We start from the raw sequence: 13,531 nt of genomic DNA on the forward strand, positions 1-13,531 counted from the left end.
CCCTGGACTGGACGCGCAACACCAGCGGCAGCGGCACCCTCGACTATGCGCGGGACAATGCCCGTCAATTGCCGGCGCTGATGCGCGGTGATTGTGCGGCCGTGCACCTGTTGTTTCCCGAAGGGCGCACCGAACGCGCGGCGGCGTTGTACCGCGAAAGCCTGGCGGCCCAGTACCAGCACCGCGCGGTGGCCCACTGGGTCGGTGCCTGGGCCGCACGCCAGCCAGCCGGTGTGCCGTTGCGCGTACTTGAAGTCGGTGCCGGCACCGGGTCGACCACCCAGGCCGTGTTGCCGGCCTTGGCCGACGCGTCGGTTGACTACCTGTGCACCGACGTGTCGCGCTATTTCAGTGAGCAGGCCGCCGAGCACTTGCAAGCCTGGCCGTGGGTTCGCCATGGCGTATTCGACATCGATCGGCCCGCCCTGGCCCAGGGTTACCGCAGCCAGAGTTGGGACCTGATCGTCGCCGGCGGCGTCCTCAATGCCGCCCGCGATACCGAACGCTCCCTGGCGACCCTGCTCGCCTTGCTCAAGCCGGGCGGCTGGCTGGTGTTCAGCGAACCCACGCAGGAGTCGTTCTGGGTGATGGCCTCCCAGGCCTTCATGCTCAACCAGGCCGACGATGAACGTCAGCTCAGCAGCACCACTTTCCTCAACCTCACGCAATGGCAAACCGCCCTGGCCAGGACCGGGTTCCAGGGCAACCGCAGCTTGCCCGCCGATGGACACCCACTGGCGCACCTGGGCCATCGCGTCTTCGTTGCCCAGGTGCCCGTCCATCGCTTGAGCCGCGCGGCATTGGCCGCGCACCTCGAAGAGCCCGCCTTGGATCTTGAGCTACTCGAACAATTGCCTGACGACCACACGCTGGCCCAGTGGGCACGCCTCCCGGAGACCTGCCCATGAACAGCACCCCTGCGCGCAAACGCGTGATCGTGGCCGGCACCGCGTTCGGTCGCATCTACCTGCAAGCCCTGGCCCGCGCCCGTGACTGCTACGAACTGGTGGGCCATCCTGTCCCGCGGCAACGCCTATTCCCGGGCCTGCGCCGACCATTATGGAGTAGCACTGTACGAGACCGTCGAACAGGTGCCGGATGAGGTCGATATCGCTTGCGTGGTGGTGCGCTCCGGCGCAACCGGTGGCGCTGGCGCTGACTTGGCTCAACAGTTTCTGCGTCGCGGCATCCACGTGTTGCAGGAACACCCGGTGCACCACCGCGAAATCGCCGCGTGCATGCAGGCCGCGCGCCAGGGCCACGCTGCCTATGCGGTGAATACGCTGTACCCGAATATCCTGGCGATCCGTCGCTTTCTCGCCGTGGCCGCCTATCTGCGCGATCAACAGGGGCTGGCGTATATCGAAGCCGCCTGCAACAGCCAGGTGGCTTACCCGCTGCTGGATATTCTCGGGCGCCTGGCCGGAGGTCTGCGGCCCTGGTCGTTCGCGGCACCGGCCGCTACGGTCGGGGAGCCCCCCTTCACCCGGCTCGATGCCTGTTTCAACGGCGTACCGATCAGCTTGCGGGTGCAGAACCAGGTGCACCCCAAGGACCCGGACAACCATTCGTTCCTGCTGCATCGCCTCGAAGTCGGTTGTGAAGCCGGGGTGCTGAGCCTGGGCGACACCCACGGCCCGGTGCTGTGGAACCCGCGCCTGCACGCTTTAAGGGACAGCACTGACCGGCTGATCATGGCCGGCCCCGGCAGCGAACGATTGGCCGGACCAACGATGGTGCTGCTTGATCCGCAAGTGCCCCTGAGCTACCGACAAGTGTTCAACCAGGTTTGGCCCGACGCAGTCATCGTCGCCCTGGACGCGTTGTGCCTCGACATCGATGAACCTTCGCGGCGCCTGCGCAGCGGCGTCTGGGCCACCGAGGTGTCCATGGCCTGGCGTGAAATGAACAACCTGATTGGCATGCCCGCCTTGATAGAGCCGCCAGTGCCCCGCTCGCTGCCGCTGGCTGAACTCCAGGCCCTGGCCGACGCCGTGCAAGCCCCTTGCGGTGATGACACCGCCCAACTGCTGGGAGCGCTGCCATTTTGAACACTGCCCAATCCTCCTGCAGCCATGTGTTGCTGTGGGTGCGCGACTTGCACCAGGCCGTAGCGAACTTTCGTGCCGCCGGTTTCGAAGTCACCTACGCCACCGCCGAAGCTCGCGCCCAACACGCGCATATCTGGTTCAGCCAGGGGCCGATCATCGAATTACTCACCACACCGCGTCACGCCTGGCTGTTCAAGTGGCCCATCGACTGCCTGGCCGGCCGTGGCGCCGGGCGACGGATGTTGCGCTGGGCGGCCCAAGGTGAAGGGTTCTGCGACCTGGCGCTGCTGTGCGAGACCCCCGCCCTGGCGCCGCGCCTCAAAGGCCTGGCGGGCTGCGGCGTGGCCATGGGCCGGACGGTGAACTGGCGGCGTACCTGCGTTGATGGCCGCCAGACGCGGTTTCGTTTCGTCTACCCGCGCCACGACCGCCTGCCCTTCCTGGTCACGCCCTATGAGCCGGCCCAGCATCCGCCCCGAATGATTCACCCCAACGGCGCAACGGGCTTGGCAGCGATCCACTTGGGCGTACATCCCGCCGACCACACCGCCCTCAGCCTGCTGACCGGTGACGACCCGTTGCTGCGTATCCAGCCGGCCGAATACACCGGCGTACAGGCGGTGCGAATCGCCGGCCTGACGCACCCGCTGATTCTGCACGGCGCCCGTTTGCTGGGTTGCCCGACCGCTCAAGGAGATTGCCATGCTTGATGGATGCACCGACTGGCCCGACGACTTTATCCGCCGTTACCGCGAACACGGCTACTGGCAAGGCGTGCCGTTGGGCCAACTGCTGCGCGAGCAGGCGCAGCGCACGCCACATAAAGAGGCGCTGGTGGACGGTCTTCGGCGTTGGCGTTACGCCGAGCTCGACCTGCAGGCCGACCGCTTGGCCGCCGGCCTCGCCGACCGGGGCCTGCGCGCTGGCCAGCGAGTACTGGTGCAACTGCCGAACATCGCCGAGTTTTTCAGCCTGACCTTCGCCCTGTTGCGCCTGGGTGTGATTCCGGTGTTTGCCCTGCCGGCCCATCGCGAACACGAACTGCTCCACTTGGCCCAACTGAGCCAGGCCGTGGCCTATGTGATTGTCGATCGGCACCTTGGCTTCGATTATCGGCCACTGGCGCGCACCCTGCGTGAGCAGGCGCCGAGCCTGCAAAAGATCTGGGTGGTCGGGGCGGCCGAGGAGTTCGCGTCCCTGGCCGACTGTGTTGCTGACCCTCGTCCGCTGCCCGCGCCAGACTCACGGGAAGTCGCCGTGCTGCTACTGTCCGGCGGCACCACCGGCCTGCCCAAGCTAATCCCGCGCACCCATGACGATTACGCCTGCAATGCGCGCCTGGCGGCCCGCGCGTGCGGCTTCGACAGCCACACCCGCTACCTGGCGGCATTGCCCGTGGCGCACAACTTTCCCCTGGCCTCGCCCGGTGCGTTCGGGGTGTTTAGTGTCGGCGCGACCCTCGTGTTGGCGCCAGAGCCCAGCCCGGACACCACCTTCGAGCTGATCGAGAGCGAACGCATCACCCACACCGCTTTGATCCCGCCACTGGTGCTGTTGTGGCTGGAAATGGCGCAATGGTCCGACCATGACCTGAGCAGCCTGCAATGGCTGCAGGTCGGTGGCGCGCGGCTCAAGGCCGAGATCGCCGCACGTATCGGCCCTGTCCTGGGGTGTGGCCTGCAACAGGTCTACGGGATGGCCGAAGGGTTGCTGTGTTTTACCCCGCTGGATGACCCGCAAGCGCGCATCTTCGAAACCCAGGGCCTGCCGCTCACCGCCGATGATGAGATCCGCATCGTCGACGTCGATGACGTCCCCGTCGCGCCAGGCGCCGTGGGCGAATTGCTGGTGCGCGGCCCCTACACCATTCGTGGTTACTACAACGCCGGCGAACAGAATCTGCGCGCCTTCACCGCCGACGGTTTCTACCGCAGCGGCGACCTGGTGCGACGTTTGCCCGAGGGCCATTTGATCGTCGAGGGGCGGACCAAGGATGTGATCAATCGCGGCGGCGAGAAAATTCCGGTGGAGGAAATCGAGAACCTGCTGCTGGGCCATCCGCTGATTCGCGATGTCGCCCTGGTGGCCTTGGCCGATGAGCTACTGGGTGAGCGCAGTTGCGCCTGTGTGCTGTCCCACGCCGAACAGGTCGAGCTGGGCGCGATCAACGCCTGGCTGCGCGAGCGTGGACTGGCCGCCTACAAACTGCCGGATCGCTTGCAGGTGCTGCGCGAATTTCCGTTGACGCGCCTGGGCAAGGTCAACCGCAAGGCCCTGGCGGAACAGGTGCAAGCCTTATGAGCCGCGAAATGTCCGCGTGGATACGCGTACTGCGTGAGGGCGGCCAACCTCGGGCCCGCCTGGTGTGTCTGCCCCATGCTGGGGGCAGCGCGAGTTTCTTCCGCCCGTGGCTGGCGCACCTGCCGGGAGATATCGATCTACTGGCCGTGCAATATCCCGGACGTGAAGAACGCTTCAACGAGGCGCGTATTGCCTGCCTGGCCAGCCTGGCCGAACACATCAGCCAAGCCCTGTTGAGTTTGCCCAGCCGCCCGCTGTGGCTGTTTGGCCACAGCATGGGTGCGGCGCTGGCCTACGCCGTCGGTGTGCAGCTGGAGGCGGCGGGCGTCGGTGCCGAGCATGTGTTTTGGTCTCGGCCCACCCGCCACCGCACCGGCAGCCGTCCAGTGACCTGCACCGCCAGGACGACGCCGCGCTGATCGCCGACATTCTGCGCCAGGACGCCGAGGCCACCGGCCTATGGGGCAACCCGCAACTGCGCGCACTGTTCCTGCCAACCCTACGCAGCGACTACCAGGCCATCGAGACCTGGCGACCGGCGCAGCTTGACCGCTTGACGGCGCCCATCGACGTACTGCTGGCCCGGGCCGACACGGAAGTCAGCCTTGACCAGGCCCGGGCCTGGGCAGACCTGAGCGAACACACCCCGGATATCCGCCAGTTCGACGGCGATCATTTTTACCTCAAGCAACAGCCGCGCCCCGTGATCCATCACCTGCTGCAACGCACGGCCTACCTTCAAGGAGACTCGGTATGAAAACCCCGGAACACTGCACCGGCCTGCCGGACATTCGCCACGCCATCGACACCCTCGACCGGCAGATCGTCGATGCCTTGGGGCTGCGCATGCAATACGTCCTCGCGGCCTCGTCCTTCAAGCCTGACCAGGCCAGTATCGCCGCACCGGACCGCGTCGCGGCGATGTTGCCGCAGCGCCGGCGATGGGCGCAGGAGGCCGGGCTGGACGGTGAATTCATTGAGGGCCTGTTCAACCAGATCATCCACTGGTACATCGCCGAACAAACGGCGTTCTGGCTGCAAAAAAAGAGCGCGGCCGTATGAACGAAGCTGCCTTATTGAATGTGTTCGAAGCTGCGCACCAGCTCGCGCTGAAGCATCAGCGTCCCGTCGTCGCCGTGAGCTCGCGCCCCGCACCGTCCCTCGATCCCTTCGCGCTCTACGAAGCGCACCGGCAGGGCTTTTTCTGGTGCGCTCACTCACCGGGCCTGGCACTGTTCGGCTTGGGCTGTGCCTGGCAGATCGAAGCTGCGGGGCTCCAGCGATTGGCCGAGGTGAACCGTCAATGGTTCGCGCTGTGCGCCGACGCGGTGATCGATGGCCCCCATCCACCACTGCTGCTGGGCGGTATGCGTTTCGACACCCAGCAGCCTTGCGCGCCGCACTGGGCGCCGTTTGCCGATGCCAGCTTTCACCTGGCCCAATGGTTGCTCAGCGAGGACGCCGACGGCCGCTGGCTGCGTTGCCAGTGCGTGGTGGAACCCGGTAGCGATCCGGCCGCATTGGCGCTTGCCAATCTGGCGGCGTACCAACAGCTTTTCCCGACGCCACACTCGCCCGAATCGTGCCCCGCGGTCATCGAACGCAATGCATTGCCCGCGCCGCAGTGGCAAGCCAAAGTCGCCAACGCCTTGCAGGCCATCGACAGCGGCGACCTGAGCAAAGTGGTGCTCGCCCGCCATATTGAATATCAGCTGGACGCCGCCCTCGATAGCGGCGCCGTCATGCGCCGGCTGTACGAGCGGCGCAACCAGACCCACCTGTTCGCCCTGCACCGAGGAGACAGCTGTTTCATGGGCGCAACGCCGGAGCGGCTGCTCAGTTGCCAGGAAAGCCATCTGAGCACCCATGCCCTCGCGGGTAGCGCTCGTCGCGCCCCAACGCCCGAGAAAGACCAGGAAGCAGGCGCAGGCTTGTTAGCGGATCCCAAGGAACTGCATGAACACCAACTGGTGGTGCAAACCATCCTGCAAGGCTTGTACGGCATCGTCAACGAGCTACAAGCGGCAACCCAACCCGAGCTTTTAAAACTGGCCACGGTGCAGCATTTGAGTACCCCGATCAGCGCCCGGCTGAAAGAAGGGCACAGCTTGCTGGACGGTATCCAGGCCTTGCACCCCACCCCGGCGGTTGGAGGTTTGCCGGGCGCGACAGCCATGGGCTTCATTCGTCATCACGAAGGTTTCGACCGGGGCTGGTACGCGGCCCCCATAGGCTGGCTGGACTCTCGGGGCAACGGCGATTTCCTGGTGGCCCTGCGCTCAGCACTGATGACACCTGCGCATTGCCACTTGTTCGCAGGCTGCGGGATTGTTCAAGGATCTCGACCGGCCGATGAATATGAGGAAACCCAAATCAAGCTGGCGAGCATGGAACAGGCCTTGCACCTCTCATACGCTAACGGCTACAGGTCAGGGTATTGAGGTCTATGCCAAGCCGCCCTGGGTCATCCAGGGCGGCACGCACGACGCATCGAAATCACCTTACACGCTCAAAGACGATGTGAACCTTCGCCCCATCGGGACGGCGAAAGTCTTCCACCATCCGGTCGCCGTCGACCTTCAACTGCAGGTCGTCCCGGGTACGCACAGCGCCCACCCAGTTCGGGAACGTAGACCCTTTGACCGTGTTGCCTGTGAACTCACCGTTCTGGTCGACGGTATAGCGCCCGAAGAAACCGATGCTCCCCGCCAGCGCTGCCCGGTTCTCCTCATCGGTGCCTTCACCACGCACATTGGATCGAAACGCCGGCACGCGCGGATCAGTGAGCACTTCGACAAACGTCAGCTCTGGCGTGAAGACGAGCCAGCCATGAGGATTGGGGCCGTAAGCATCCGATACACTGCCCTGACTCTCAACGGTTGCGCTGACCATACGCCATGTCCCGACCAAGGCGTTTTCTTTGCCCGTAAACACGCTGGAGCACGCCGATAAGGCAACGATCGCACCGACTGCCAGTACCTTGTTTTTCAGACGCATCCGCATCACCTTTCACTCGCCGCAACAACGCGACGGACAATAGAGTGGGTTTCATCCTGGTCGGCGCGGTCTTCATCCCTGGCCGCAATGGCCGCCAAGCGTAGCTCCCGCGAAGCGGCATTGTCCGCCCGCCGCCCCAGTTGCCAGCCCAAGTAACCCCACAGCAGCGCGCAACAGGCGCCCATCATCGCGGCCGGGCCGGCGCCTTGCCCGAGCAGGTCGAGCAGACTCTTGGCCCAGCCGCTCATGGCGTCACCCGCGCGATAAACCACGGTGTCGATGAAGTTCTTGGCCTTGTATTTGCTCTCGGCATCCAACGGCGCGAACAGCATTTCCCGGCCAGGTCGGACGAACGCGTACTCGCCGATCCGTCGCACGATCATCAGCGCCGCCAGCAGCGCGAACCCCGGCGCCAATGCCAGGCCGAGGAAGCCGAAGCACATGAGCAACGGCACGATGGCCAGCAAAGCACGCACCCCCAACTTCGGCGCGATGCGGCCGGTGATGAACAGCTGGGACAGCAACGCACCGGCCTGCACGATGATGTCGATGGTGCCGAAGATGCGCACTTGTGCCTCGCGATCGGGATAGAGCTCGGCCACCAGGCGCGCTTGCTCGAAATAGAGAAAGGTGCTGACCGTCGCCAACAACACGACGAACCCGGCGATGCCCAACAGGTAAGGTGACCTGAGCACGGCCGTCAAACCGCTGAACGGGTTGCCCTGCAGTGGCTGCCGGGGGCTTTGCGTCGGCGCGGCGCCCGGACGCCCAGCCCCGCCCGTTTCGCGCCATCCCATCAACGCCCGTTTCAACACCAGCGTGACACCGAGCAACAAGGCCGCCAGCAGCATCAACCCCGAGGCGCCGAGGGGACCAATGAGCAGCGCGCTCAAGGCCGGCCCCAGCAGGCCGCCGACGCTGGCGCCCGCGGCGATGAAGGCAAACAGACGCTTGGCCTGCTCGCTGTCGAATACATCCGCCATCAGGCTCCAGGCCACGGAGACGACGAACAGGTTATAGACCGATATCCAGACGTAAAAGACCCGGGCCAACGCGATACTGTCCGGCTGGAACTGGAACAGCTCGACGAACATCAGCAGGTTGAAGCCGAAGAAGCCGTACACCCAGTCGATCAGGCGCAGGCGTGGCACTCGAGAACTTAGCCAGGCGAATAACGGCACAGCCGCCAGCATGACCAGGAAGGTCGCGGTAAACAGCCATTGCAAGTTCTCCACCCCCGCCGCGATGCCCATCGACTCACGGATCGGGCGCAGCATGAAGTAACCGGTGAAAAGGCAAAGAAATAGCAGGAACCCGCACAGCGCCGGGCGCAACTCGCCGTCGCGGGCGTTCAGGGCGAGACTCAGTCGGTGCAAATAGGGAAACGTACTCATAGGGACTCCAGGGAGACGGCCACAAGACAGGGGACGAGCGCGGGACGGATGCCCGCGCCCGGGGTTGCATCAGCGGTAGGTCACGCCGGTCAGGCGCTCGGAGACGGACCAGAGCCGTTCGGCATCCGCCTGCGTGCTCGCGGCGGGCGGCGTCTTGGCGAAACCCAACGGCCCGCGTCGTTCTTCGTCGCCGGTCGGGCCGTAATAAGCCCCGCCCACGGCTTGGGCAGCCGTGGCGGCATACAACGTAGGCAACGCCCCTTGCGCCGCCGAGTGGTACGCGTCGCGGTCCTTTGCCCAGCGCCGGCCGAACTCGCTGTCGAGACCGGGCCCCCGTGCGACCAACTCCGTGATCGCCACGCCGGGATGCGCCGCCATGCTGCGAATGCCCCAGTTCTCAGCGTCACTGCGCCGCTGCAAGGCAAAGGCCCAGTGCAGGACGGCCAGTTTCGATTGTGCGTAGGCCGCGTACGGGTCGTACTTCCGCTCGCTCTGAAGGTCATCGAAGTTCATCGCACCGCGCGCCGCGGCAATGCTTGACAGGCTCACCACACGGGCATCCTGGCTTTTACGCAAGAGCGGCACCAACAGGCCGGTCAGCGCGAAGTGCCCCAGGTAGTTGGTGGCCAACTGAAGCTCAAAGCCATCCGCGGACGTGCCCCGCTCCGGAGGCGCCATGACGGCGGCGTTGTTGATCAATACGTCGAGGCGCGGCAGCCGTTGATTGAGACGTTGGGCCAAGTCGCGCACGGATGAAAGATCGGCCAGGTCCACGGTCTCGAACTGCACCTTGGCGTCGGGTACGGACTCGCGAATACGCGCGATGGCCTGCGCGCCGCGCTCCGGGTTACGCGCGGCGATGATGACCTCGGCGCCGACACGCGCCAAGGCCAGCGCGTCCTCGTAGCCCATGCCACTGGTGCCACCCGTGACCAGGACAATTCGACCTTTCTGGGAGGGCATGTCGTGGGTTGACCAATCCGGTTTCGGAGCAACACGATCGGACGCTCCAACACTCAGCGCACCGAGCAGCGCGACGCCAGCAGCAAAGGTTCTCGCTATTCTCGCAAGCCAGCCCACGTTGCTCGTGCGGCCAATGGCAGGTGTTGTTCTATTGCACATGGTGATGGTCCCTGTCTGAAGAAATGAACCGGCATCGCCGGACGGTCACTGGTTCGAGCACGCCTCAGCCAACTGCAGAAAGCTGACGTGCTTCTTTATTCCTTGGGTGTTCAGGTAGGTCATCTTGGCTTGCACGACCTCGCATACCGGTGATGTCGCCTCCTCGATATGGATGACCCTGGCGATGTCCAGCGGCATGCCATATTCATAGGCCGGGAACTGCGGTTGTTCTTTGGCGAGCAGCGGCGAGCCGCTCAAGGAGATGACTGCCAGCAGGCCGGCAATCGACAGGTTTCGAATATTCATAGTGGGCTCCACGACACTGTCCTCGTTGGGATGGTCGTAGCACTCTAGGAGGGGGCGACTGACGTCAAGGTGACTGCTGGCTGACGGGAAGATGTCAAACGGGGGCGGACTTTACTCGCGGCGGCGACGATTAAGGCGCCGCCTGGTTCATCAAGGAAAATCCAAAGGTATTGAGCCCATTCTCGCTGTGGGCGAATACGCGCCCACCGTGCATGGACGCCACCGCACGCACGATGGAAAGACCCAGGCCATGGTGCGCATCGCTTCGCGCCCGGGCGGTGTCGGCACGGTAGAAACGCTCGAACAAGCGTTCCAGATGTACGTTGTCGATGGGCTCCCCGGCATTGGAAACGCTCACTTCGACCTGCCTGTCGTGGCTGACCAGGCTCACCGTAATGGTGCTGGTCGGCACCGCGTAGCGCGCCGCGTTCTGTATCAGATTGGCCAGGGAGCGGTGAAAAAGGCGTCGGTCGATGCACACGCGCATGTCGCCTTGGATCAGCACGTTCAGCTGTTTGTCATGCAGCACCGGCTCCAGATACTCCACCGTCTTCGACGCCTCTTCATAAAGCGAGACATCACTGAGCTCGGTTGCCCGCTGCCCGCTCTCGGCCCCGGCCAGGAACAGCATGTCGTTGACGATGGTGCCCATCCGTTCCAGCTCTTCGAGGTTCGACTGCAGCAAGTCCTGAAGCTCGCCCACCTCACGCCCGTGGGCCAATGCCACCTGGGTCTGTCCGATCAGGTTGGTCAGGGGCGTTCGCAACTCATGGGCCACATTGGCGTTGAACCCTTCGAGCTGACACCAGGCCGCTTCCTGGCGCGCCAGGGCGCCGTTGAACGACACCGCCAGTTCCTGCAATTCGCCTGGCAGTGCCTCGGTGTCCAGGCGTTGCTTCGAATCCCCCGGCGGCAGGCTATTGGCTTGACGGCTCAAGCGCCTCACCGGCCCCAAGCCGAAACGCGCGATCCAGTAACCGAGCAGCGCAACCAGGCCGATGCCCAACGCAGAGGTCAGGATCAGTATCTTGGTGAAGTGGTCCAGGGTCTTCCTGAACGGCGTTGAATCCAGCCCCACGATAAAGCGCAGTTCCGGACGATCCCCCATGGCAGGAATGGTCTTGAGCAATGCCATCATGGGTCGCTCTCGCTCAGGCAGATCGACGGTAAACAGCCCATCGGAGCGCTTCGACCAATCCTGGCCGTCCGGCATCGCCCCGCCGTAGCTGAAGGCCGGGTTGTCCACCAGGATCCAATAGCGGACCCGCTCATCCGCGGGCGTCAGGCCGTCGAGCTTCTGGCGCAAGCCAACCCAGAACGTCGGCGAATCGTATTTCGCCAACACCGGGTCGAGCACGGAATGGCGCAGGATCAGCTCGTTCTGCATCTGCTCGTCGAGCGATTGTTTCAAGGAACAGCGCAACAGCGTCGCGCTGACCGACATGATCAGCAGGACAGCGAGGGCAAACATCAGGGGCGAGCCGCTTGGCGATCGATCTTTTCATCAAGGCGTACCCGTCTGCCTGCCATCTGCCTCTCGGCTTTCCAGTACATAGCCCATGCCGCGGACGGTATGCAGCAGCTTGCGCGGATACGGGGCATCCACCTTGGCGCGGACGCGCTTGATCGCGACCTCGACAACGTTGGCGTCACTGTCGAAATTCATGTCCCAGACCTGCTCGGCAATCATCAGCTTGGAAAGAATTTCGCCCTGATGCCGCGCCAACAGACTCAACAGACAGAACTCCTTGGCCGTCAAGTCCAGCCGCAGCCCGCCCCGGGTCACCTTGCGCGCTTGCAAATCGACCTCCAGGTCGTCGATGCGCAAATGCGTCAGGTCAGCCGTGTCGCCGGCGCGACGACGGATCAAGGCCTGGACACGCGCGACGAGCTCGGCAAATGAAAAAGGTTTGCCCAAGTAATCATCGGCGCCCTCGCGCAGCCCTCGAATGCGGTCATCCACCGTGCCCCTGGCCGACAGCATGATGAACCGGGGTTTTCTTGTGCAGGCGCAGGCCTTGCAGCACGTCGTAACCGTCCTTGCCCGGCAGCATCACATCCAGGATCACCACGTCGTAGTCCCATTCCAACGCGTAGTGCAGGCCATCGATGCCATTCGTGGCGACGTCGACGATGTAGCCGAGCTCGGTCAAGCCACGATGGACGTAGGAAGAGGTTTTTTCTTCGTCCTCGACAATAAGCAAGCGCATCAGGTGAATCCTCTGCAGCAACGGGGCAACCCAGTGAGTCTAGACAGCCAAGGTGTCTGGAGGCTGACGGCTTCCTGACATTCTTGTCAGAAACGGCTCAATAGCCGGTCCCGACGTTAAACAGCCACCGCTCAGAGGGATACCATTTCCGCAGGAGAGAAATCGGCGAGCAATTCGATGAAGGATTGACGCAACCAACGATTCGCCGGGTCATGGTGGAACCGCGTATGCCAGTAAAGATGAATGTCGTAGCCGCAAATGTCCCAAGGCAGCGGCACCAGGCGCACATCGGTGATTTCGGCGAAGCGCCGGCCGACCGCCAGGGGCACGGTGGCGATCATGTCGGACTCGGCCACCAGAAACGGCACGCCCATGAACCGTGGCAGGCTGAAACGTACCTGGCGAGTGACGCCATGGCCAGCCAGTTCACGGTCCAGCACACTCATGCCGCGCTCTTCGGCCTGGACCGCGACGTGCACAGCGGCCTGGTACTTTTCGGCGCTGATGCTGTCGCCGATGGTGGGGTGATCGTTGCGCACGATGCACACGAATGAGTGACTGTATAGCGCCCGATGCCGGATCGAGGTATTGAGCAAACGCGGGAAATAGCCGATGGCCGCGTCCACCTCGCCGGCGTCCAGCCCCTCCTCCAATTGCTCCGACGACAAGGCCTGGGTGCGAATTCGCAAATTCGGTGCGGCTTTGTCGAGCATGCGCATCAGCCGGGGCAGGAACACCATTTCGCCAATGTCCGACATGCACAGCACCAGTTGTCGGTCGGAATGTTCGGGGACGAACCCCGTGGACGGCAACACTTCGCTGCTGACCATCTCCAGGATGCGTTGCACCGGCTCGGCGATCTGCAGGGCCCTGGCGGTTGGCTGCATGCCGCGGGAGGTACGGATGAACAACGGATCGTCGAACAGCGTGCGTAGCTTGGCCAGGGCGAAGCTCATGGCCGGCTGGCTGAGCCCCATGAGATCACCGGCCAGGGTCACGCTGTGCTTTTTGCGCAGCGCATCGAAGACCTTCAGCAGGTTGAGATCGACGTCCTTGATATCCATATTTTGGATTTTATCTATAAGTGAAATAAGGTTTTCGGATTCTAGGTCGAAGCCTAGACTCGGCACAAGATCGTTAACTCGATTAA

The 13,531-nt window shown here is 63.8% G+C and carries 12 protein-coding genes and 2 pseudogenes; 7 read left to right on the forward strand and 7 right to left on the reverse strand.

What is annotated here, in order from left to right:
* The first annotated feature begins 80 nt into the window (after nt 1-80).
* From PSH84_RS19095 to PSH84_RS19125, 7 genes and pseudogenes are all read left to right on the forward strand, one after another.
* On the forward strand, nt 81-908 hold the full coding sequence (locus PSH84_RS19095) for a class I SAM-dependent methyltransferase (RefSeq protein WP_305481573.1): 828 nt from the start codon (nt 81-83) through the stop codon (nt 906-908).
* Between the two features lie 81 nt (nt 909-989).
* Nucleotides 990-2,051: a Gfo/Idh/MocA family oxidoreductase gene (locus PSH84_RS19100; protein ID WP_305481574.1), complete on the forward strand. Its 1,062-nt coding sequence runs from the start codon at nt 990-992 to the stop codon at nt 2,049-2,051.
* A complete protein-coding gene (locus tag PSH84_RS19105) occupies nt 2,048-2,761 on the forward strand; it encodes a VOC family protein (protein ID WP_305467009.1) in 714 nt (237 codons plus the stop codon). The genes PSH84_RS19100 and PSH84_RS19105 overlap by 4 nt, the downstream gene beginning before the upstream one ends.
* A complete protein-coding gene (locus PSH84_RS19110) occupies nt 2,754-4,352 on the forward strand; it encodes a (2,3-dihydroxybenzoyl)adenylate synthase (protein ID WP_305481575.1) in 1,599 nt (532 codons plus the stop codon). The genes PSH84_RS19105 and PSH84_RS19110 overlap by 8 nt, the downstream gene beginning before the upstream one ends.
* Nucleotides 4,349-5,109, forward strand: a pseudogene (locus tag PSH84_RS19115) (thioesterase II family protein). The gene PSH84_RS19110 and the pseudogene PSH84_RS19115 overlap by 4 nt, the downstream one beginning before the upstream one ends.
* Nucleotides 5,106-5,414 (forward strand): isochorismate lyase, encoded by a 309-nt coding sequence (locus PSH84_RS19120; RefSeq protein ID WP_305467012.1) that lies wholly within the window; start codon nt 5,106-5,108, stop codon nt 5,412-5,414. Before PSH84_RS19115 ends, PSH84_RS19120 begins: the two are co-directional and overlap by 4 nt.
* On the forward strand, nt 5,411-6,793 hold the full coding sequence (locus PSH84_RS19125; RefSeq protein ID WP_305481576.1) for an isochorismate synthase: 1,383 nt from the start codon (nt 5,411-5,413) through the stop codon (nt 6,791-6,793). The genes PSH84_RS19120 and PSH84_RS19125 overlap by 4 nt, the downstream gene beginning before the upstream one ends.
* Nucleotides 6,794-6,848: 55 nt before the next feature.
* Here PSH84_RS19125 and PSH84_RS19130 read toward each other — a convergent pair whose 3' ends face one another.
* From PSH84_RS19130 to PSH84_RS19160, 7 genes and pseudogenes are all read right to left on the reverse strand, one after another.
* Nucleotides 6,849-7,349, reverse strand: a complete 501-nt coding sequence (locus PSH84_RS19130) for a lipocalin-like domain-containing protein (protein ID WP_122564817.1) — start codon at nt 7,347-7,349, stop codon at nt 6,849-6,851.
* A 5-nt stretch (nt 7,350-7,354) separates the two neighbouring features.
* On the reverse strand, nt 7,355-8,743 hold the full coding sequence (locus PSH84_RS19135; RefSeq protein WP_305481577.1) for an NTP/NDP exchange transporter: 1,389 nt from the start codon (nt 8,741-8,743) through the stop codon (nt 7,355-7,357).
* 69 nt (nt 8,744-8,812) lie between these two features.
* Nucleotides 8,813-9,865: an oxidoreductase gene (locus tag PSH84_RS19140; protein ID WP_305481578.1), complete on the reverse strand. Its 1,053-nt coding sequence runs from the start codon at nt 9,863-9,865 to the stop codon at nt 8,813-8,815.
* 45 nt (nt 9,866-9,910) lie between these two features.
* Nucleotides 9,911-10,171, reverse strand: a complete 261-nt coding sequence (locus PSH84_RS19145) for a DUF2790 domain-containing protein (RefSeq protein WP_122564819.1) — start codon at nt 10,169-10,171, stop codon at nt 9,911-9,913.
* 130 nt (nt 10,172-10,301) lie between these two features.
* Complete coding sequence (locus PSH84_RS19150) at nt 10,302-11,642, reverse strand: heavy metal sensor histidine kinase (protein ID WP_305481579.1); 1,341 nt, start codon at nt 11,640-11,642, stop codon at nt 10,302-10,304.
* 33 nt (nt 11,643-11,675) lie between these two features.
* Nucleotides 11,676-12,381: pseudogene (locus PSH84_RS19155) on the reverse strand (heavy metal response regulator transcription factor).
* A gap of 131 nt (nt 12,382-12,512) precedes the next feature.
* Nucleotides 12,513-13,445: a LysR family transcriptional regulator gene (locus tag PSH84_RS19160; RefSeq protein WP_305481580.1), complete on the reverse strand. Its 933-nt coding sequence runs from the start codon at nt 13,443-13,445 to the stop codon at nt 12,513-12,515.
* Nucleotides 13,446-13,531: the final 86 nt, after the last annotated feature.

The sequence above is a fragment of the Pseudomonas beijingensis genome, from assembly GCF_030687295.1.
Lineage (GTDB): Bacteria > Pseudomonadota > Gammaproteobacteria > Pseudomonadales > Pseudomonadaceae > Aquipseudomonas > Aquipseudomonas beijingensis.